Annotated in this window: 16 protein-coding genes; 7 read left to right on the top strand and 9 right to left on the bottom strand. The window is 49.2% G+C overall.

What is annotated here, in order from left to right; translation table 11 throughout:
* Window positions 1-85: 85 nt before the first annotated feature.
* From H6G00_RS01605 to H6G00_RS01590, 4 genes are read right to left on the bottom strand one after another with little or no spacing between them, the layout of a single operon-like run.
* Window positions 86-592, bottom strand: a complete 507-nt coding sequence (locus tag H6G00_RS01605; RefSeq protein ID WP_190795353.1) for a hypothetical protein — start codon at window positions 590-592, stop codon at window positions 86-88.
* Entirely contained in the window at window positions 589-837 is a 249-nt protein-coding gene (locus tag H6G00_RS01600; protein WP_190795352.1) for a hypothetical protein, read from the bottom strand. The genes H6G00_RS01605 and H6G00_RS01600 overlap by 4 nt, the downstream gene beginning before the upstream one ends.
* A complete protein-coding gene (locus tag H6G00_RS01595) occupies window positions 830-1,183 on the bottom strand; it encodes a hypothetical protein (RefSeq protein WP_190795351.1) in 354 nt (117 codons plus the stop codon). The genes H6G00_RS01600 and H6G00_RS01595 overlap by 8 nt, the downstream gene beginning before the upstream one ends.
* Before the next feature lie 16 nt (window positions 1,184-1,199).
* The gene (locus H6G00_RS01590; RefSeq protein WP_190795350.1) at window positions 1,200-1,790 is read right to left on the bottom strand and encodes a hypothetical protein; all 591 of its coding nucleotides are present in this window, start codon (window positions 1,788-1,790) and stop codon (window positions 1,200-1,202) included.
* Here H6G00_RS01590 and H6G00_RS01585 point away from each other — a divergent pair.
* From H6G00_RS01585 to H6G00_RS01575, 3 genes are read left to right on the top strand one after another with little or no spacing between them, the layout of a single operon-like run.
* A complete protein-coding gene (locus H6G00_RS01585) occupies window positions 1,789-2,673 on the top strand; it encodes a hypothetical protein (protein ID WP_190795349.1) in 885 nt (294 codons plus the stop codon). The genes H6G00_RS01590 and H6G00_RS01585 overlap by 2 nt on opposite strands.
* Before the next feature lie 24 nt (window positions 2,674-2,697).
* Window positions 2,698-3,348 carry a hypothetical protein gene (locus H6G00_RS01580; RefSeq protein WP_190795348.1) on the top strand — a complete coding sequence of 217 codons (651 nt, stop codon included), beginning with the start codon at window positions 2,698-2,700 and terminating at the stop codon, window positions 3,346-3,348.
* A 20-nt stretch (window positions 3,349-3,368) separates the two neighbouring features.
* Complete coding sequence (locus H6G00_RS01575) at window positions 3,369-4,031, top strand: hypothetical protein (RefSeq protein WP_190795347.1); 663 nt, start codon at window positions 3,369-3,371, stop codon at window positions 4,029-4,031.
* 83 nt (window positions 4,032-4,114) lie between these two features.
* Here H6G00_RS01575 and H6G00_RS01570 read toward each other — a convergent pair whose 3' ends face one another.
* The 4 genes from H6G00_RS01570 to H6G00_RS01555 all read right to left on the bottom strand — a co-directional run bounded on the left by H6G00_RS01570 (window position 4,115) and on the right by H6G00_RS01555 (window position 6,544).
* Window positions 4,115-4,795, bottom strand: coding sequence for a hypothetical protein (locus H6G00_RS01570; protein WP_190795346.1), 681 nt, complete (start codon window positions 4,793-4,795; stop codon window positions 4,115-4,117).
* A 2-nt stretch (window positions 4,796-4,797) separates the two neighbouring features.
* Window positions 4,798-5,598 carry a hypothetical protein gene (locus H6G00_RS01565; protein ID WP_190795345.1) on the bottom strand — a complete coding sequence of 267 codons (801 nt, stop codon included), beginning with the start codon at window positions 5,596-5,598 and terminating at the stop codon, window positions 4,798-4,800.
* Window positions 5,599-5,666: 68 nt separating this feature from the next.
* Window positions 5,667-6,257, bottom strand: a complete 591-nt coding sequence (locus H6G00_RS01560) for a hypothetical protein (RefSeq protein WP_190795344.1) — start codon at window positions 6,255-6,257, stop codon at window positions 5,667-5,669.
* An 89-nt stretch (window positions 6,258-6,346) separates the two neighbouring features.
* Entirely contained in the window at window positions 6,347-6,544 is a 198-nt protein-coding gene (locus H6G00_RS01555) for a hypothetical protein (protein WP_190795343.1), read from the bottom strand.
* Between the two features lie 125 nt (window positions 6,545-6,669).
* On the opposite strand from H6G00_RS01555, the gene H6G00_RS01550 reads away from it, so the two are divergent.
* Genes H6G00_RS01550 through H6G00_RS01540 form a run of 3 tightly spaced genes read left to right on the top strand, consistent with a single transcriptional unit; the run spans window position 6,670 to window position 14,128 of the window.
* Window positions 6,670-12,390 carry a phage portal protein gene (locus H6G00_RS01550; RefSeq protein ID WP_190795342.1) on the top strand — a complete coding sequence of 1,907 codons (5,721 nt, stop codon included), beginning with the start codon at window positions 6,670-6,672 and terminating at the stop codon, window positions 12,388-12,390.
* A complete protein-coding gene (locus H6G00_RS01545) occupies window positions 12,387-13,901 on the top strand; it encodes a hypothetical protein (protein WP_190795341.1) in 1,515 nt (504 codons plus the stop codon). The genes H6G00_RS01550 and H6G00_RS01545 overlap by 4 nt, the downstream gene beginning before the upstream one ends.
* Complete coding sequence (locus H6G00_RS01540; RefSeq protein WP_190795340.1) at window positions 13,901-14,128, top strand: hypothetical protein; 228 nt, start codon at window positions 13,901-13,903, stop codon at window positions 14,126-14,128. The genes H6G00_RS01545 and H6G00_RS01540 overlap by 1 nt, the downstream gene beginning before the upstream one ends.
* Here the strand turns inward: H6G00_RS01540 and H6G00_RS01535 are convergent.
* Complete coding sequence (locus H6G00_RS01535; protein ID WP_190795339.1) at window positions 14,108-15,004, bottom strand: hypothetical protein; 897 nt, start codon at window positions 15,002-15,004, stop codon at window positions 14,108-14,110. The two genes, H6G00_RS01540 and H6G00_RS01535, sit on opposite strands and share 21 nt — an antisense overlap.
* A 125-nt stretch (window positions 15,005-15,129) precedes the next feature.
* On the opposite strand from H6G00_RS01535, the gene H6G00_RS01530 reads away from it, so the two are divergent.
* The gene (locus H6G00_RS01530) at window positions 15,130-17,610 is read left to right on the top strand and encodes a hypothetical protein (RefSeq protein WP_190795338.1); all 2,481 of its coding nucleotides are present in this window, start codon (window positions 15,130-15,132) and stop codon (window positions 17,608-17,610) included.
* The last annotated feature ends 117 nt before the right edge of the window (window positions 17,611-17,727 follow it).

The following is a 17,727-nucleotide window of genomic DNA, read 5'->3' as shown; positions in this document are numbered from 1 at the left end:
CCCTCAATCCTATGCTTGCTGCACTCGGTCTATTCGCATTCTACCTGGCTATCTCTGCCGTGTTCGTTGAGAAGTTGGGCGATCGCTAATCAAACTCTGAATAATCCTCCAACATGATCTCTTGCCCGTTGAGGTTTAGTCTTCTTGGAGAAAGCATATAATCGGGCATGAAATTCCAACGGGTTTTTTTAACCAGGCGCTTCTTATCCTGCTCTGGTGAAATTAAAACCATGCCCACATTGCAACGCTCGCAGCAATGCCAAATCCAGTTCAAGGGTTGAATTTTCAAAACCTTAGCATCATTGACTAGAAGGGCTTTGAGTTGAATGTCCTTGAAATAATCTGTCAGGTAGCGAGCAGCATCATGAAAGTGAAAGCCTTTCATTCTGCGATCAGTTACTTCACCACAAAACCATAGAAACTGAGCTTTATCAGTAGCTTCTGCGGCTGGAGTAGCCGACACAATTCGGATGTCGGGAATCTCCCAGTTCTCCAAATGCGCTGAAAGCCCAACCGGATCAGGGTAGGTCAGCAGAAATAAGTCTGTTCTCCAATAATCTTTTTCTCTCAACCACTGCTCAAAGCTTTTCACCCTAAATTTCCTCGATATTGTCTAATTACAAACAGGGCTAAACCACAGCCATAAAGCCCCAGCAACCAAGTTACCTCCACAATATTGTCGAGTCCCAGCAGAAACCAGAGCGGATATTGAACTCTGCAACCTGTCTTAACTAGCTTGGGCAGCGGGTGCTTCTGGAATACCCTCTCTAACCACCACATAGATGCAATTGGCAGCAATAGGAGGAAAACTTTTACAGCAGAGAAGAAGTCAACCATAGATTTCCTCACCTACTTCACTTAACTCTTCCAGTATCACAGCCAGCCACACCAGCGGATCTAGCTTGCGCGGTTGCTCTCCAAACTTCTCGTCAGCCCTCGCTTTTTCCAATTGGATTTCGAGCCAAATTTCTTGCTCTAGTTTCTGGCGATCGCCCCCCTGCTGTAGCCGCAAATCCATCAGGGCATTGACTGTACAAGCTGCGGTCTGAATGAGTTCTGTCTCATATCTCAAGGTGATTTTCCGCCGCTGGTGAGCATCTAGATCAGGGGACTCTAGCAGCGCTCTAGCCTCTCCTCCTAGCGCCTCCAGTTTTTCTGCAAATTCGACCAGAGTTAGTGTCATAAAATTCCTACTTGTTTTAACCAAAACCCTTTGGCTTTGGTCGTTTGGGTTGCTTGGGGTAAATCCCCCCATCTACTAAAAAGTATTGCCCCTCCTGCTGAAACCAAGCTTCTGATTCTGCTGGAGTGCCGTCAAATTCCCCGTCGATGGCCCGCTGAACTAGCGCATCTTTGTCGATCGCCCTCAAGTCTGCAACGAGCTGCTGACAGGGCATCGCCAGCTCTGATTTGTAGTCATCGTAATAGCCAGCCCTGGCACGGGCAATCATGTCAGTCGGGCAGTCAGCTTGCTCCATTGCTCTGGCAAGCCGCTCAGTTGTTGGTTCTTGTGCATTGCTCATCGTTTTACCCTTCAACTTTAAGTTCAAAAAGCGATCGCCTAGTTCGTACCCTCGCTCATAGTATGAATCTACGAGTGGGGAGAAAGTACGACAGTGAGCTATTGCGTCCGAAAAGCCCCAGTAAAGCATCCAGCCGCCAGCCTGCTCTATATCGCCAGAACCCGGATTGTCGCCTTTGGCATGGCGTTCAAAACCCGCTAATTCCAGTTCATTCAGATGGGGCCGAACAAACTCTATAATTTGGTCAACACTAAGGATTTGACTCATGGATCGTGCTTTTTCCGTGCGACATTTGGATTGGGTTTACGCTTCTGCGTGTGACTACAAGGATTATAAATATTTAGGGTTAAAGTGCCTTGAGTGCGATGAGGCAGTTTTTCTTAAAGCACAATTGCAAGACGAAAAAACATTTGCTGTTAAGCCCCACTTCAGCCACTTCCCCAGCAAAGATCCAGCGGCTGCACAGCGCTGCAAAAAGCGGGTCAGTCGCTACTCTCCAGAAGATTTGCAGCGCATAAGCGCCAAGGGCAAGGGTCAACGTCTAAAACTAATTCAGCGCTGGTTTTGGCAGGTGGTATCGAACCGCAAAATCATGACCGCAGAGGGATTGAAAACGATCGCCTTTTGTCAGCAGCACTTCTGGCAAAGTATTCCGGCTGAGAAACATCTCTTCACTGCATCATTTGACAACTTCACTAAAGCAGTTGTGCAACTGTTCACGATGAAAGATAGGGAAGCGCTGCATGAAGCCGCAGTAGGGCTAATTCAACGCCTTGAGCAGGGCGATTGGGCAACTGTGATTGCACCTCTTAGTATCTTCGACCAAATTGCTCAAGAGGACTTTAAGCGGTTGCAGAAGTCGGTTGAGCTGAGAATGCACAAAACGATGGTGACTGAGATATTAGATTTTTTGGCAGCTCCAAAGCAGCAACATATCCTGCATGAATTAGCGCAGGCGATCGCCTCTGTTTGCGCTGCAACTGCACTGGAAGCAGCTTATCTAGCACAGGTTGCTCCGTTGGATGCAGTTATGTTTGTTAGCGCAAGGCGCGATCGCCTCACCGAAGAGAGGCAATTGTGTGCAGCTTTTCTAATGGAACTGATTGCCCTAACTCCTTGGGCTGAGGAGTTTTCTAAGCTACAAAAGTAAGAATTTACTTTTTTGGAGCAATCTATGTCTTTCTCCCCAGGTGCGCCTACTCTCGTTTATGACTGCGAGATGAAAAATCCTATTCATGATGAATATCTTGCCAAACGGCATCCCAAGATCCAGAAGTGGGCACGGGATTGGCGAGACTTCGAGAACATGGGAATCTCGGTCATTGCTGCCTACAGTTTTCAGAGCGATCGCTACTTCATATTTGGGGAGGATGATCCGCACCTCCCTGGATTTGACTTATTTCAGGAGGTTGTAGGAAATCATGAGAACATCGTCGCCTTCAGCGGTGCCTATTTTGATGACTTGTTGTGTGAAGCAAACGGCATCAAAATCAAAACCACCTATGATTTGGTGGTGGCAATCCGCAGAGCTGCGGGATTGCCCGATACTTGGGCGGCAAGTGAGAAGCCTAGAGGATGGTCGTACAAGCTCGAATACATGGCTCGACTAAACTTAGGCTACGGCAAAATGGCATCAGGGAAAGATGCGCCAATCGACTGGTTCTATGGGCGTAAGGCAATGGTTAGAGCTTACTGTTTGCATGATGTGAAGTTGACAAAGGAGTTGTACCAAAAACCGTCTTTGATCGACCCCAACACGGGAGATGTTTTATATCTACCAACGTTCGTGGAGTTCGCTAAAATACCAATTGCCACAGAAGAGTAAGTAGTGGATTAGGCGATCGCATGTCCGAAAGTGCTGAAAAGGTTCTGACCGTTGCCTTTGAAGGCTATGAGATTCGAGTTTTTGGCGGCAAGAAAGGACACGTTTCTTCTGAAGTTTGGCTAAATGATGAGCTGCAAGCTGAGTTACCCAACCGTCTTGACTCGCAGAAGGCGATCTCTGCGGCAAGGCGGTTTATCCGCGAGAAGGTAGGAAAAAGCCCTTCTAAGAAACGTATTGATAAGCGAGTTTTGGAACTTTTGATGGGTTCCCCAGGCAAAGAACTTACTGTTAGCGGCATTGCTACCGCACTAAACACCAGTCACGGAAATGTCAGCCTGACTTGCCGGATACTGCGGCAGAACGGCGAAATTAGGTTTGAGCAAAGGAAAAACTTAAAAGGGGAACCCATAGTCTACTGGTGGGAACCTCCTCATGGAGCGATCGCCATGAACCAGAACAGCAACCACGTCTTTGACTTTGAAACTGTGAGTGGCACAGCCTATCTAATCGTGCCTCGCAAGCTAACGGCAGAGGATCGAGAACATTTAAAAGAACTCATCCCAGAGGCTTTAGATACCCCAATCCCGCAAACTCCAGCAGAGTTATCGAAGCAAATTGAGCATACGAGGGAGAGCTTTAACGCGAAGCATCGGGGCGATCGCCAGTCTGCCGGACGTGACTGACAGCATAAGTTGTCCTAAAGTCATTTTGAAAGCATAAGTTGTCCAGTGGACAACTTATGCTTTCAATCTAGTAGTCAGTCTAATTAGTTAGGTTCTGCTGGTTCGGGCTGGGCATCGGGCAGGCTAGCCAGGTCGAACTTGATGCCGAGTGATTGCTTGAATTCAGTCCCGTTCTCTTCTTTCCAGCCAGCATAGTCTTCTGCTAGCTCCTCCTGCTCGCGTTCCTCTGGGTCACGGCGCAATTCACCCACCATGAACAGGAATCGGTCAATCGATTGAGCGTCAAGTCGGTCGTAAATACTAAAAGCTTCTTGGGCACTCTCAAACCCAACCGAAAGACTGGCTAGTAAGTCCATGTCAGGGTCATCAGTCGGTTGGATGGGCGATCGCTCCTCAGTTGGTTCTGGGCGCGGCAATGGTTCGTAGACGTGCATTGCCATTAGCCTGCAAGCGGTATATGTCCCATTTTCTGATTGGAATAAGAACAGTGATTCTAGTTGCAGAACATCATTTCTGAGGGAGTCAAGATCAAAGCCCCACTCGCCGGGGCGGTCAAAACGAGGAAATAGAGCTGCGACATTTTTGAAAATCTCCCAGCTTGGTTCATCCTTGATTAAAAGGGTGCTAAATCGTTGAAACTCCAGCCAGCGCTGCTGGATTTTGTGAAGCATCACCTCTAAAGCACCCAATCTAGATCGCGGCAATTTTCCAATGAAAACTACCCGACCATCAGGATATTCTATTTCCTCGTATTTTTTGCTCATCCCTATACGCAGCGGCGGCGTTGTGCAGTGCCTTTGTAGGTGATGCCGTAGGACAGGCAGGTTGAGCCATCATCTTGAACCCGGAAGGTGAGGGACATTTCAGGCTGAATCAAGTTGATTTCGCCTTCATCCAGCTTCACGGATACAGAAGGGAAGTCCCACTGCATGATGCTGCGGTCTTGCATGATGGTCATCATCGTGACTGAGAAATCCGCGTAGGAGTTTTCAGTGAGCTGAATTGCATTAGCTAGAATCTGAGGGAATTCAAACGCGACGTATTTGCCGATCAAATTGTTTGACCACTTGCTACCACCGTTGACTCCTTGCGCGAAGGTGTTAGGGATAGCGGGGTTAAAACTGTTGAACGGCTGGCGGGTCAGCTTTTTGGGTAAGTCATTCTCAGCCAGTACAGCAGCCAGAGCTAGTTCCTGGTCGCCAACCATACCGAAACCTTCAAAGCCATTGGAAGCAGGGCTGTACTCATTTTTGGTGATCAGCAAACCGTTGTTCACCACTTTCGCATTAGCGTTTGTGGTGGGCTGGAATTCCAGACCCAAACGCATTGCAAGTAGGGTCAGGTTTTTCTGTTTCCAGTCGAGTTTGATGGTAGGTTTACGCGCCATCGCATAGGTATCGACTAGAACCATCTCACCTAGTCGGCTGCTTGCATCAATTTCCTGAATCTCAATACCGGGGTTGAACACACCACCAGCGGCAGTTGGGAGTACCAATAGGGTGCCGTCTGGAGTTTTGAGTACAGCGTCGGTCAAGCCGCGAACTGTTTTGTATAACTGTTTTGCCATTGTTCGATTTCTGCTGAATGATCGGAGTTAGAGGTCAAATGATCGGAGTTGGAGTTAGAGGCTAGGGCTTAGGTGCGAGGCACACGGGCGTTAGCAAGAACGGTGTCCATCACAAGCTGAAACTGGACAGTGCCAACCTGGGTTTTGGTGGTCAGGTCGGTATTGTCTTTGCCGTCGCCATTGCTATCAGCCGCGTTGATGCCGTCTGTTGCATAAACATCGAGGGTGACGTAGAGCGTTCCAGCCGAGTCACCTTCAAACGCTTGGTGAGTTGCAACAATTTGGTACAGAGATAGGTTGAAGCTGGGCGGCGTTACGTTTAGAGCGGCGATCGCCCCGGTTGCCGTCGCGTTGGTGCTAACCGTTGCCTGATGTGGAGTAACCGTCAGATCTACAGCAGTAATCGAGCCAGTGATATTGGCATGGGCGATCGCATCACCAGGGCGCAGCCGTGATAGGTCAGCTCCGGAGATGATGTTGCTATCGTTCGTTGTGTTGACTGCAACGGTGAATGCAGGAGGGGCAACTGGAGAAGTTGCAACCTGATGCACAATCGTGTCAGCCGTGTCATTTTCAAGGGGCGGATTAGCAATTAATTGAACCGCTAGAGGTTCAACTACTTGCTGTCTGGCCCGCGAAGTTTGCAGGTTTAGAGGCATAGGGTTAATGAAGGAAAAACTGAGATATCCTGCTTTTCAGAATTCCCTTTGGCATTTTCCCGTTTGCGGGAAGGCGATCGCCCTAAACCCTACGATTCTTGCTCCATCTGGATTTGAGCTACAACTTGCTCCAGTTGAACGCTAGGTGTGATGAGTAAGCGCTCAAAGTGAGGCAATTCGTAGTGCCACGTATTCATCCGACAAGTTGGGCAGTAGATGAACTGGGCGAGCAGATAGGAGTAAGTCACCCATTCCTTGCGGCAACATTCACATTTGATTAATGGCATGAGAGGCGATCGCGTTCAACTGCTCTAATTTTTTGCACATTTTAGGAGGCGATCGCCTCTGAATCTAGCCAGATCTGCGGATTGGGAATTCTGAAGGGCAGTAGAGAACCCCCCGGAACCGCAGCATGGGCGCAGCCGAAAACATCAGTGACAAGGAACTTCGCTTTGATGGCGTTCTGGAGAATGCCATCACTGGCATGGGAGATCCAGAGTACGACAAGAGCGCTAATACCACCGTTGGGCGCGTCAAACGGCTGGGCAAATATCATTTGGAGAACCTGTATCAAGGTTCGTGGATTTGCCGCAATATCTGCAACAAATACCCCGATGAAGCTACCCGTGAGTGGCTGACTATCAAGATGGGGGGTAAGACGAGCGATCGCAAGCGCATCACCGAGTTCCAGAAGTATGAACAACGGCTGGGGGTGCGCCAAAAGTTTAGGGTGGCAGGGCGCTGGGCACGGCTATATGGTGGCGCGGCGATCGTCATTATTTCAGAAGATGGGCAACCAATTGATCAGCCGCTTAGAACCGCTAGCCTGAAGAGAATTCGTAAGCTGGTGGTGCTTGACCGCCACAAAATTCGCCCGTATCTAGCAGGGTTTGATGATCCGCTAGAGCCAGAACAGTATGAGCTAATTTTGCCAAATCACTCTGCTCGAAGGTTTCAGGACTTAGCCCAACAGGATAAGAAAGAGGGAATCGGGCTGAGGATTCATCACAGTAGGGTGATCCGGTTTGACGGCGTGGAAATGCCGCCCGACATTCTAGAGCGCAATGAGGGCTGGGGATTATCGTCGCTTGACCCAGTGTTTGAAACTTATTGCCGCTACGAGCAGATCAGCAGTGCTATTACCAATCTGGCAGAGGAAGCTAGCCTGTTCGTCTATGGCATCAAGGGTTTGAGCGAAATGCTAAAGCGCTGTGATGAACAGTCACTGAGGCAGCTCGAACACCGCTTACGGGTGATCCGTAAGACCAAGAGCAACCTGAAGATGTTGGTCAAAGATGCTGAAGACGAGCAATGTGAACCTGTCAACCGTTCGATGGCTGGCTTACCTGAACTGCTGGACAAATTTCAGGTGCCGCTGGTGGGTGCTTCGGAAATGCCCGTTACTGTCATCTTTGGGCGCGGGCCGGTTGGCCTTGCCGCTCAGGGCACAGGCGATAGTGAAGAACGGGTCTGGGCGAAGATGGTCAACGCTTACCAGGAGGCTGACTATACTCCCAAGCTGCGATCGCCAGAGGAAACGGGTTTGTTCGATCTGATCTGGCTGGCTCAAGATGGTCCGACCAGAGGCAAGATGCCAGAGGATTGGGGGCTGGAGTACAAACCGCTGGTCGAGGAAACTGAAGAGGAAAAACTAACCAAGCGCGAGAAGCAATCGAACATCGACCGCACCTATAAAGATATGAATGTGCTGCTGGTCGATGAGATTCGATCGAGCCGCTTTGCTGGGTCGGAATACAGCATTGAGACTGAGCTAGATGAAAAGCTGTGGAACAAGAAGCAGGCTGAGGAAGAAGCCAGTCTTGAAGCTTTTGATGATTACGGCAACTTCGGCGATGAGCCGCAGCTCCCCGACGCAGAAGGAGGGAACGGTGCCGCCGCTCCCTCCGATGTCCCCACGAATGACATCAACTCCCAAAATGGTAACGGCAAAGTGCTGGCGATCGCTGGCGCAGGGCGTAAAGACTCATCTGATAAAGCTAAATATGTGCTGAAGTGGCAGGGCTTACGGATTGGGGTCACTCATGAATCGGGTGAGTTTCGCAACGGGTACCCGATGTTTGCAGGTTACGGCAATCTGTTTGGCAGCTACGGGGATGCTGAAGATGGGATGTCAGTCGATGTGTACGTAGGTCGTGACTTGAGCAGCCCCAGAGTGTACAAGATTCGGCAGCTCAAGCGGGATTACACGCTGGATGAATCAAAGCTGGTGATTGGGGTAGGAACGTCTCAGGAGGCTGTTGCACTGTATCTGAGGCATATCCCCCGCGAGATGTTTGGAGGCGTGGAGGAGGTCAAGCTGGCTGAGTTGCAGGGCAAATACCGCAAGGACTGCGACGATACCTGTGCCTGCACGATGAAGAATGAGGATGAAGGGGAGGAACCACCCGAGAGGCGATCGCCTCGCAGGTTCAAAGGAAAGCTAAAAAAAAATCCCTTCAACAGCCTGAGAGCGCATAGTCCTTCTCGTCCACTGGAATATGTAGAGGAAGAACTAGATCGGGAAGATTCCTCATTTTCCAATTGGAAAAGCAGGGGTGATGAGGAACACACCCACTTAGATGCAAAGCATGGTCCACGCCACAAGCCTGGATACCATTGGGTTGACGATGAGGATGTCAAAAATAAAGGTTACTGGCGCAAAAATCCGCGTGTTGGCGATGTCAAAGTTCCGAGGGATAAGTCAACTCCTGTAGATGGGGCTGCATTTAGAGATAAGTGGTTCCCTGGAAATGCGTTTAAGGGCAACTTCTACTTCACCAAGCAGAGACGCGAGGCAATGGTGAAGGAAGCTTCTCAGATTGTGGGTAAGCCCATCTATGACGTACAGCAAGGGCAGCTTGAAGATCCGACCGCATCAATTCTGCTGAAAACTCTGATTGATATCAAAGACCGGATTCCGCCCCATGTGCAGCACATTGCTATGGGTCACGGGCAGGGTAAGCCTGGGGTTGATTGGTCATTCAGCAACGGGGTTTCGAGCAAACCAATTCAGGAATGGGTGGATGAGAACATTCCTGAAGGTGAAACCTGTATGGTTGATGCCTGTGAAGATGGGCTGGTGAGAACACATCACCAAACAAGGCAAGCTCCAGAATCGATTCCTGTCCTCACTTCACGAGGTATTCCAAAAGTTGAAACCGTCGATTTGCAGGGTGATCGCTCGCGCCAAGATGCGAAGCATGGTCCCCGTCATAAGCCTGGATACCACTGGGTTGACGATGAGGATGTCAAAAACAAAGGTTACTGGCGCAAAAATCCGCCTGTTGGCGATGTCAAAGTTCCGAGGGGCTGGGATAAGTCAACGCCTGTAGATGGGGCTGCATTTAGAGATAAGTGGTTCCCTGGAAATGCGTTTAAGGGTAACTTCTACTTCACCAAACAGAGACGCGCGGCAATGGTGAAGGAAGCTTCTCAGATTGTGGGTAAGCCCATTCATAACGTAGAGAAAGGGCAGCTCGAAGATCCGCTTTTGTCGATTCTGTTGAAAACCCTGGTTGATACCAAAGACCGCATTCCAACTCATGTGCAGCACATTGCAATGGGGCACGGGCAGGGTGAACCTGGGGCTGACTGGGAATTTAGCAATGGGGTCAGCGGCAAACCAGTTCAGGAATGGGTAGATGAGAACATTCCTGTAGATGAAAGGTGCATGATTGTTGCTTGTGAAAAAGGACAAGTAAGGTCGCATCACCAGATAAAAGCAAATCCTGATGCGTTCCACGTCCTCACTTCACGGGGTATTCCAAAAGTTGAAACCGTCGATTTGCAGGGCGATCGCTCTCGCCAAGATGCTCAAACTCAAACTAGAGCTGGGCACCACTGGGTTGATGACAAGCGAGTAAAAGAGGGTGGTTACTGGCGTAAGAATCCGGGCAGAGCTGGCAGAAAGGTAGGTAGCAGTGCATCTGGCGGTGATTTTGGTAAAGCTATAGCGGCTGGAGCGGCGATCGCCGGGGTTGCAGCGGTTGGAGCTGGGGCTGTTGCCTATGCCAAGTCACAGGCAGGGGAGCAAAGCGGGAAACCATCCAAGAAGGTAATTGCAGCGGTTGGGGCAGGCATTGCGGCGGCTGGAATTGCGGGTGGGGCGGCGATCGCCCAGGTTGGCAAAGAGCAGCCGAAACCTGAGCCATCGAGGGTTGTAGAAACACCTAAACAGTTCAAAAAACCCACTGTTGTAGATGTGACTATGGCAGAAAAGGCGGTTTTCGAGTCAGAGAAGGCGCATTACGAGAAAGAAGTGAAGCGCTTGCAAGCCGAGATGAGCCAGCTAGAGCCAACCGATCCTAAGTATCAAGAGCTGGAATTTGCGATGGAATTCAGCCAAGGAGTAGCCAAATACAGCCAACAAGGAATCGATTATTCTGAAGAAAGAATTGCAAAATATAGTTCAGCAGAGCGATCGCCTCAGTCAAAACCTCACGACACATCTTTAAGCTTTATCATAGAAGCGAGAAAAATCAAGGATTTCAAAGAGGGTGAGGAAATAGACGTTGAATCGCTCAAGTATCTAATTAATGAGAGCGCTTGGCGGTCTGTTGCACCTATTGAAAAAGCCAATTCAATTGAGAAAACCCTTGAATTTGGAGAAAACTCACCTGACGATGACTCTGTAGATTACTACATAAAAGTTGATCTCAGCGATGGGCAAGACCTTACTGAGGCGAAGATTGGTTGGAGCCTTAAGAGGAAGTTACAGCCCGACCAAATGGCGGTTGTCAAAAAGGTGTCCAAGCTGAAAAGGCTTACTGGACTAGAGCATTTTCGTGAGGACAACGAGGGATCTCCCCGTTTAGATGCTCAAACCCAAACGAAACCAGGGCATCATTGGGTTGATGACAAACGGGTAAAAGAGGGTGGTTACTGGCGTAAGAATCCGGGCGGAGCTGGTAGAAAGGTTGGCAACAGTGCTTCAACAAATAAAGCCTGGGCAGCAGGGGCAGCGGGAGCGGCGATCGCCGCTATTGGCGCAGGAGCAGTAATCGCTCATTCCAAATCACAGGCAGAGTCAAACAACGGGAAAGTCATTGCTACAGTTGGCGCAGGAGTTGCGGCGGCTAGCGTCATTGGTGGTGGGATGGCGATCGCCCAGAGTCAGGCTAAAGGGGAAGAGGCAACGACCGAGCAATTTAAGGGTTCAGCCTACGCATTTCCTAGCAATCAGGAAATTGAGAGCAATCTAAAACCTTTAAACCACTCTGATGCAACACCGTCAGGGTACGACTTGTTCACCGCGCAAGTTGGCGATCGCAAATACTTTGTCAAGAAGCAACCCGCTGAACTTTCCTACCGTGAAGCTGCCTCCTACAATGTGGCTCAGGCTTACGGACTAGAAAGTTATGTACTGCCTGCAAAAGTTATGAAAGTTGGTGGTGTAGACCATGTTGCATCCCCATTTTTGGAAGGCTCTCCAGTTGGTCTAGGTTCTGCTGAAAATATCAAACGAATTGCGGCTTTAAGAGTGAATCTTGAGCAGGTTGAGGCGCAGCAAAATCAACTCAAAGCACAATACAAATCAGGAGAGCTATCTTCTGGAGATTTTCGGGTTAAGCGTATTGAAACTTCGCAGCTACAGGAGAATTTGCAGCTACAAATTAAGCAAGCAAAAGTGGATAGCAATAGCTACGCCAAGGAAGTTATTCAGTCTATTGAGCCGAAAGTGCTTAAGAAACTGGTGATGTACGACTACCTCAACAACATCGCCGACCGGCACACCATGAACCTGTACAGAACTACTGATGGTGAACTTAAATTAATTGATAATGCCCTCACTTTTCATGATGCTGGGGCTGATTCAGGGTTCGTCACATTCTCCCAAGAATTGCCTGGAGGCATCAAAAAAACCAATATGCACATGGTTCCTCCTTCCACCAAAATGCCGAGTAGCAATTCCTTCATCAGATACGGCAACATTGATACGCTCAAGTTTGATGATCAGGAATTAGACTTTTTCATCGCTCAGCAGAAGCAGGCAGAAGCCGGAATCAGAGCCGCGCTAAGTTCTAACCCGAAAGCATTTAGAACAGCGCTTACAGGCTTCAGAAAACGGATGAAGGTGGTCAAGCAAATGCGGGAATCCCAAAATCGTAGTGTCAAGCAGTTGGTTCAGTCATGAAAGTTGGAATCTACTATGTCCAGGAACTTCTAACCACCGTCACTGTTGATGGTGAGGCACTGGTGTACGCTCCAGATCCAGGTGAGCAAATTTCAGAAACCGTTGAGCGCTATCGCCAGCCTGGGATGACCAGCCAGCAGCTACTAGAAGCATTGCCTGCCTACCTGCACTCCTACGTCAATGCCAAAATCATTGAGGAGTCTAACCCCTCATCTCCCCTCGATGCCAAAGACTTAGCCGACTTCATCACCGACAAGGCGATCGCCAGCTCCAGGGCTACAGTTGGGTCATGGGTGGGTCAGGTTAGGGACTGGTTAGGGCTACAACAGGGTCAAGGTGGGTCACTGGAGGGGATTCGCGATCGCCTGCCTGAGCTATTTGGGCAGTTAAACCCGGATGAGTTTGCCGAGAATTTGGCGCTAATGATGTCGCTGGGTGAGCTGGCGGGCCGTGATGAAGTGAACCGTGAGGTCGAGGAGGATGAGCGCACCGATGCCGATGACATCGAGGAGTACATTGAGGCTGGCGATCGCCTGCTTCAGCAGCTTGGCAGCCGCCTCGATGCTGATGGTGTGCCCTGCGGCAAGGGCTGGATGAGCCAAGGGGAAGAGTGTCGCGTTGGCAAGGCAAAGCAGGCTGAGAATCAATTTCGCAAAGAAATTCGCAGTGCCTTTGTCCCTCAGCAAGAGTTCAAATTGCTGGAGCGAGATGACAAGGCAAATAAGCGTCACGCACCTGGAATAAACCCCTCATTTTTTGTCAAAGCCCCCAACGGGAAGCGGTTCCTTTTCAAAATAGGTAGCCGTGTGGAGGATGCAACTGAGGTTGTAGTGTCCCAAATGGCGATCGCCGCTGGCATTCCAGTGAACCGTAGTCGGCTTGTTCCAGACAAGCTAGTATCCGGTTTCAAGGAACAGGGTTTTGGTGGGACTTTGCATGATAAGTTATCAGGGAAAATTCTAGGCGATCTTGGGAAAGATGCCCCCTACAAAGATGTTGATATTCAACTGGTGCAACATGATTTTGCAGGAGCTTTTGCTAATGCCATAGTCCACAAAGATTTATCCAAGATTTTGGCCCTAGATTTGTTCACAGGGAATGGAGATCGGCACTCCAATAACTTGATGTATGATAAACGCCGCGATCGCTTCTACGGCATCGATCAAGGCTTTGCCCTCCTGAACAACGATACTCCAGAGGCGCTAATCATTTTTGAAGGTTACGTTCAAACAGGTTTTCTAAAGGCGATTGAAGAAGATGAAGATTACAGGGAGAACGTTCATACCTTCCATCAAACCTTGAGGCAATTGCATCAGCAAAATCCTGTTGCAAAAACAGCTAGAAGTCTGAGCATTTATGCAAAAACTTTGGGCGGATTGTCCATGCCAGAGGTTCGGAAAGGCTGGATGGAGAAAACGCTCGATAGAAGTATCAAGTTGATGGAAGACAGGCATGAAAAGGTTGGCTCCATCATCGAAGTGCTTGATGACAATCTAAAAGGTACAAAATAATGCTCCACATTCAAATCCTGGAAAACGGCACACCAGTTTCTACCCTCAAAGTCGAGGGCGATGAAATCCTAGAAGGTGAAATTCCAATTGGATTACGGCGTTCTGTGGAGAACTTGCAGCAACTCGAAATTACCCTAGAGGAATACCTTCTAAGGATTGCAAACGGTATGGGGAATATGAGCCGATTGGAAAATGGGAACGGGCTGCTAATTGTGAGTCAAACCTAAGTTAAACTCACTATTTTGCTGCTCTAGCAGCTCTTTGACCGTCTTCAGTGCAGCCACTTCATTACTGTTTTGCTGAATTATGATTTGCATTTGGCTAATCTGCTGTTGCATCTCATCAACCTTCTGCTGCAAGGCATTGATGTAGTCTTGACGACTTTGAATTTGAACGTCAAAATCTAACATTTCAGATGGCATTGATATCCCAAATTGGTCTAATTGTATATCTGAGCGATCGCCCACTTCAACAGCAATTGTTTCAGATATAGTCTTCTTACGTTTGAGGTTATGACCTCGCATTGAGTCTGGAGTGTCAGGCGGCAAGAGTCCTGCTTGCTTAAAAATTGAATTGGCGTTTAGGGGGTAGGACAATTTAAGTTTATCCGCTGCTGTTTTTGAGCGTTTTGATTGGATCATCAATCCCAAAAACAAAACGCAGCGGCGCGAAAGAGCGGCGACTTTGCGGCGTTTTTGGAATTGAGCATAAGCTTGCCCAGCTCCTGCGTAACATTCATAAATGAAGTCTTTGGCTTGTTTTTCGTTCGTAATGAGGATCATTCCAAGCCGCTTGAAAAGGTCTTCATGCTCTACTACGGCTCTGGCAAACGAGTTATAAACAGATTTCTTTTCAGGACTCCAGAACAATGCAGCTTGGCTCACACTCGTAACCGGAGTGTTTTGAATTCTTGTCCAAATAATTTTGTTTGCAGCAGTTGCGTCAACTTCTCTCAAGAAATGACTAGCTGATTCATCGTGGTCTGGGCGTGTCAGGGCGACTAGCGCACCATTCACAGCCTCATTCGTTCCGTCCAAAACTTCGTTCATTCCGTTCAGTTGAGGTTTAATTTTTTCGAGTTGGTGGCTAAAAGTTTGTACCATAATCCCGAATTATTAGATCGCTACCATTCAATGTTATGCAAAGGCTTCCCTGAATTTAGGAAAATGCGATGTTTGTGAAATGGGAATTCTAGAGAGCGAACCCTATGAAGGCGATCGCCCCTCCCATGACAACTCTCAACAATGCCTACCTGTACGGCAAACATCTAAATCCAGTACTGGTTGAAATCATGCCCGAGCCCTATCTAGAAGGGATGCTGGCAGCTAAACAGCGTCGTCTGGATAAGGGCAGAGCGGGGCAGCACTGGGTTGAGGATAGGAGGGTTAATGGGGGTGGCTACTGGCGTAGGAATCGGGGAAGTAAAAACGCTGGCTCCACTAGCTCTAGTGGCGGCAAAAGAGTAGGGCTGGGAGTTGACGGTGATTCTGCCAAGGTCGCTATTGGGCTAGCTGGGGCTGCTGCCATCGGAGCTGGGCTAGCACTTGCTGCAACTCGCTCTGGTCAAACGCCTGAGAAACTGCCAGAGAAGCCGCCAGAACCGAATGACAACAGGGCAGCGATCGCCGCTACTGGGGTTGGGGCTGCATTGGGCGGCATTGGTGTGGGAGTGTGGGCAACACGTCAGGGCACAAAGCAACAGGTTGACACAGTTCGCCGGGAAGCAGATGAGCAGGTTAAACAGCAGGTTGCTGAGGCACAGAAGGAGTTAGCGGCTCAGGGCAAAGCGCAGGTTGCCGAAGAAATTGAGCGGCGAACGGCTGACATTGAGCAGCGGGTTAACGCTGAGGCGATGGAGCGGATTGCTAAGGAACGTGAGGCAGCGATGCAGGATGCTCAAGACAAAATCGTTGAGGCAACCCAGCCAAAACCCCGGAGGTCGGGGGAGTTGGTAGATGATGATGAGCAGGGTATCGCCCTTTCTGCCTCAGTCCGTCAGGGGCTAGATCTGGGGCTGGTTTCTGAAGAGAACCAGGATCGTCGCATCCGTGAGGCAACCAAACGTTTGGCAACACGAAAGCAGCGGGAAGTGTTCAACCAACTGAATACCAATTTTAGGGAACGAACCAAAGAAATTCAGTCAATGGGGGGTGATAAAGTTCCCCAATCACAGAAGGCTTTACAAAACCAAATCAATGAGCGCTGGGGTGCCCTGGAGAAGGTTTTGCAGTCCCAAACCCGTAGGGAAGGGGCACTTAAGGATGAGATGGAGCGGATTGTCCAAGAGACAACTAACGAATATCTGGAAGCCATGCAGAAGCTGCGGAGGGTTGCTGAGTCGTCAGGAAGCTACCAGCCCGCACAACTGGCAAAATTCGATAGTCGCTCTCAGGCAATTCACAAGCGCATGAAGGCTCAAATGGATAAAGCGTTGAGCGAAATCACCCGTGACATCAAACTAGATAGTTTGGGTGAGCGATCGCCTGCCTATCTCGCCGCATTCCAGCAAGTGAGAGAGGATAGCCGCCTGGGAAAGCTTGATTCTCGCAAGGGTGTCCCCTGTGGGGAAGGGTGGATGAGTCAGGGTGAAGAGTGCCACGCGGGTCAGTCCCGCTCAACGCCAGGGCGCAACGTCCCACCTAAGCCTGCTCCAGCCGCTAGGAGTCGCCGCAGTTTGCTTGTACTGCCTGATGGGATAGAAAAGGGGATTGAGCTGCCCGGACGAACACCTTCACCCCGCCGAGCAGATTATCCACGCGGTCGTGGATTTACAAAGGCTTACACAGAATGGGTAAATATAATCGATAGGGAGATTGAGCTAGAAAGAGAACATCCCAGAGCGATCGCCGAACTGGGGCGGCAAATGTTTTTGAATAGCCGCAGGCAAGACCAGGTTGATGTAGATGCCGAACTGAATCGCTATACGCGGCGTTTGACAAATGCCCAGCTAAAGCTATTTCAAGCAGGAGAAACCGGAAGCTCTTATAGAGAACAGCGGCATTTTCAAGTTGCGTTAGAAAGCTATAACGTCGCTGTTAAGTCCCACCATAGGACAACCAAAAACACCATGCTACGGCTCAGAAATGAGCTACTAGGAAGCTCTGGAGTTGATTCAAGGCAAGCAAAACAGTTAGTTGAATCGAAAGTGTTTTTTGATAGTTCGATTAGGACAATAACTCAGCGTAACCTTGTCCCAATGATGACCGACTTTTACCAACTGGTTGGCAGCGATCGCGTTGGTTCAACAACCATCATTCAAGACAAAACCGAATCTAGAGCTTATGCAAACGAGTCAGGGATTATCAGCATTGGCGCTAAAGCTACGTCTGAAACAGAGTTAAAGCGGCGAATGTTTCATGAATTAGGGCACGCGATGGAATTTTACGATCCTCGGCTGCTTGCTGCTTCTACGGAATGGCGCGATATGCGGAGAACCGAACCTATTAATCGAGAAAAACTTAAAAAACTCGATCCCATAAGAAAGTATGAGGATGATGAAGTTGCTTTTGCAGGTAGATATCTAACTCCGTATGTGGGCAAAGATTACGGTTCAAGCGCAACTGAAGTGATGTCAATGGGACTTGAGAGGTTCGCAGATGAAGAAGCAATGACTTACTTTTATAACGGCGATCGCCAACACTTCTTTTACACGCTAGGAGCGTTGCGGATTCGGCAGGCTGAGCAAGATGATGAGGATTATGATGACTAAAACTTCAGGGTATTTATGATCCAATTCCAAGTAGCGCATAAAGGTACAAACTCTGTTATTGTCGTCTCCCTTGCATCAAGCACTCCTCACCAAATCAGCCCGATTCAATATCAGGGG

This window comes from Leptolyngbya sp. FACHB-541 (assembly GCF_014695875.1).
In the GTDB taxonomy this organism is placed as follows: domain Bacteria; phylum Cyanobacteriota; class Cyanobacteriia; order Elainellales; family Elainellaceae; genus JAAUTN01.
This window is presented reverse-complemented; position numbering and strand designations above follow the sequence as displayed.

Excerpts from the sequence above, each read along its gene's own strand:
- H6G00_RS01600 (WP_190795352.1), bottom strand. The coding sequence starts at position 837 with ATGGTTGACTTCTTCTCTGCTGTAAAAGTTTTCCTCCTATTGCTGCCA.
- H6G00_RS01595 (WP_190795351.1), bottom strand. The coding sequence starts at position 1,183 with ATGACACTAACTCTGGTCGAATTTGCAGAAAAACTGGAGGCGCTAGGA.
- H6G00_RS01585 (WP_190795349.1), top strand. The coding sequence starts at position 1,789 with ATGGATCGTGCTTTTTCCGTGCGACATTTGGATTGGGTTTACGCTTCT.
- H6G00_RS01590 (WP_190795350.1), bottom strand. The coding sequence starts at position 1,790 with ATGAGTCAAATCCTTAGTGTTGACCAAATTATAGAGTTTGTTCGGCCC.
- H6G00_RS01580 (WP_190795348.1), top strand. The coding sequence starts at position 2,698 with ATGTCTTTCTCCCCAGGTGCGCCTACTCTCGTTTATGACTGCGAGATG.
- H6G00_RS01575 (WP_190795347.1), top strand. The coding sequence starts at position 3,369 with ATGTCCGAAAGTGCTGAAAAGGTTCTGACCGTTGCCTTTGAAGGCTAT.
- H6G00_RS01570 (WP_190795346.1), bottom strand. The coding sequence starts at position 4,795 with ATGAGCAAAAAATACGAGGAAATAGAATATCCTGATGGTCGGGTAGTT.
- H6G00_RS01565 (WP_190795345.1), bottom strand. The coding sequence starts at position 5,598 with ATGGCAAAACAGTTATACAAAACAGTTCGCGGCTTGACCGACGCTGTA.
- H6G00_RS01560 (WP_190795344.1), bottom strand. The coding sequence starts at position 6,257 with ATGCCTCTAAACCTGCAAACTTCGCGGGCCAGACAGCAAGTAGTTGAA.
- H6G00_RS01555 (WP_190795343.1), bottom strand. The coding sequence starts at position 6,544 with ATGCCATTAATCAAATGTGAATGTTGCCGCAAGGAATGGGTGACTTAC.
- H6G00_RS01550 (WP_190795342.1), top strand. The coding sequence starts at position 6,670 with ATGGGCGCAGCCGAAAACATCAGTGACAAGGAACTTCGCTTTGATGGC.
- H6G00_RS01545 (WP_190795341.1), top strand. The coding sequence starts at position 12,387 with ATGAAAGTTGGAATCTACTATGTCCAGGAACTTCTAACCACCGTCACT.
- H6G00_RS01540 (WP_190795340.1), top strand. The coding sequence starts at position 13,901 with ATGCTCCACATTCAAATCCTGGAAAACGGCACACCAGTTTCTACCCTC.
- H6G00_RS01535 (WP_190795339.1), bottom strand. The coding sequence starts at position 15,004 with ATGGTACAAACTTTTAGCCACCAACTCGAAAAAATTAAACCTCAACTG.
- H6G00_RS01530 (WP_190795338.1), top strand. The coding sequence starts at position 15,130 with ATGACAACTCTCAACAATGCCTACCTGTACGGCAAACATCTAAATCCA.